This window comes from Fibrobacter sp. (assembly GCF_045112255.1).
Lineage (GTDB): Bacteria > Fibrobacterota > Fibrobacteria > Fibrobacterales > Fibrobacteraceae > Fibrobacter.
On the sequence record NZ_JBGUHR010000100.1, the window covers coordinates 1 to 2106 of the forward strand.

Here is a 2106-nt window from a genome sequence, read left to right on the forward strand (position 1 = left end):
GACGGAAGCTCTTCGCGCTTTCTTTGTTTCCGAAGGTTCCGCCGATAGGGATCTTTGGACCGACCGCGAAACACTCGTGCTGCGTGCCCGTTCGCTTTTCCAGAATAACACTTTCGTTCTCGCGCTGGTGCAAAGCATCGACGTCAATGTCGTCGGTTCCGGAATCAAGGCGAGGCCCATTCCGGACTATGAACTGCTGAAAATCGACCGTGAAAAGCTCGAAACGTGGTCCCGCGTGGTGCAGAAGCATTTCGACCTGTGGGCCGACAATATTTCGTGCGACGTGGAAGGCAAAAACGACTTTTACCAGCTTCAGGACCTTGCCATCAAGATTCAGGCCATCACCGGCGAATGCTTCGCGCTTCCCCAGTATGACCGCGAAAATCCGTATGGCGTGAGCGTCAAGAATCTGGAATCTGACCGCTGCAGGCAACCGTTCGGCCACATTGAAACGGATGAATTCTGCATGGGCGTCGAGACGAGCCGTCGCGGCAAGCCGATTGCCTACCATTTCACGAAAAGGGTTCCTTACGGAATCAACAATTACAGCGATATTTTCGACACCGTGCGCATCGATGCGTTCGACCCGCTCGGTGCACGCAACGTGATTCACTCTTTCGTCTGTGACCGTAGCGACCAGCGTCGCGGTGTTCCCATGATAGCCCAGATGATCATGCAGATGAAGCAGTTGGAACGCTACCAGGACAGCGAATTGATGGCTGCCGTGGTCGCTTCTATGTTCACCGTCCTTATTATGAACAAGGACGAAAACAGCGAACCGCTTCTGGGCAACGTTGCCGACGAACAGAAAGTCGCGCCGAACGATATGGACGCCGTGGAACTTGCGCCGGGTGGGATTGTGCGCTTGAACGGTGCCCAGGACATCAAGTTCGCGAACGCTTCGAGGCCGAATGCGAATTACAGCCCGTTTGTCGACTACATCCAGCGCGGGGCCGCTGCCTCTCTCGGCATAAGTAGTGAACAAGTTCAACACTTTTTCAACAGTTCTTACAACGCCGTTCGCGCTGCTTTGCTCGAATCCCGAAAGAGTTTCGAAAAAATCAAGTACAATTTCATCGCGAACTATTGCCAGCCGATTTATGAAAAGTTCTTGACGGCCTGCATTGCGCGTGGAATCATCGAGGCTCCGGGCTATTTCGACGACCCGCTCACTCACATGCTGTGGACGTCTTGCCGCTGGGATTCCGACGCGGGCTTCATGCTTGACCCGACCAAGGAAACGCAGGCAATCATCATGCAGCTTGACAACCAGCTAATCGACCGCGACACGGCTTGCCGCAAGGTTTGTGGCAACGAATATTCCGTTATTGCGGCAAAGCTTGCCGAGGAACGCAAGATTCGTGCACGTTATGACTTGCCGGACCCTGGAACCGTCAACAAATCGCAGAACGTCTCGATTCAGGAAACGAACGACGGCCCGCAAGACGGCGGCGATGACGGCCAAAGTTAAGATGAGACTGAAAACGGCGTGAAAAGGCTCTTGACACTTACTTTTTGCTTAGGTTGACCAAATGAAAAAGAGTTTTTTAAGATTTATCAACGCGAATCGCTTTGCCATCCGCAAGGAAGTTGTCGAAAACATGGCTTCCAGTTTCGTTGATTGGTGGGGTGAATCGCAAAAAGATAATGGCGAATGGAACATCCAGCAATGTGTTGAACGTCGTGACGATGGCATTGCGGTCATCAATGTCGACGGCGCTCTTGCGCATCGCAACACGTTCGATGCCGTTTGGTTTGGCCAAGACACTTATCAGTCCATCGGTGAAGCATTCGACGAGGTCGTTGCCGACGAATCCGTCAAGGGCATTGTCTTCGAACTGAATTCTCCGGGCGGTGTCGTTGACGGCGTGAGCGACCTGGCTGCAAAGATTGCAAGCCATCGCGGTGAAAAGCCGATGGGCATTGTGGCCCATACGTCAGGCGAAATGTGCAGCGCTGCCTACTGGATTGGTAGCGCGTGCGAAAGAGTTTATGCAAGTGAAAGTGCTTCTCTCGGTTCTATCGGCGTGCTGTGCGTGTTCCGCAAGACCAGCAACGACGCCGTGACCGTGGTCCGCTCGACGCTTTCCCCGAACAAGGCTCCGA

Annotated in this window: 2 protein-coding genes; both read left to right on the plus strand. The window is 53.5% G+C overall.

Annotated features, from left to right (window positions below; translation table 11 throughout):
- Positions 1 to 1471 (plus strand): phage portal protein (locus ACJMM9_RS13530; protein ID WP_405327974.1); only part of this gene is annotated, 1471 nt, incomplete at its 5' end.
- 61 nt (positions 1472 to 1532) lie between these two features.
- On the plus strand, positions 1533 to 2106 hold a 574-nt coding region (locus ACJMM9_RS13535; RefSeq protein WP_405327977.1), incomplete at its 3' end, for a S49 family peptidase.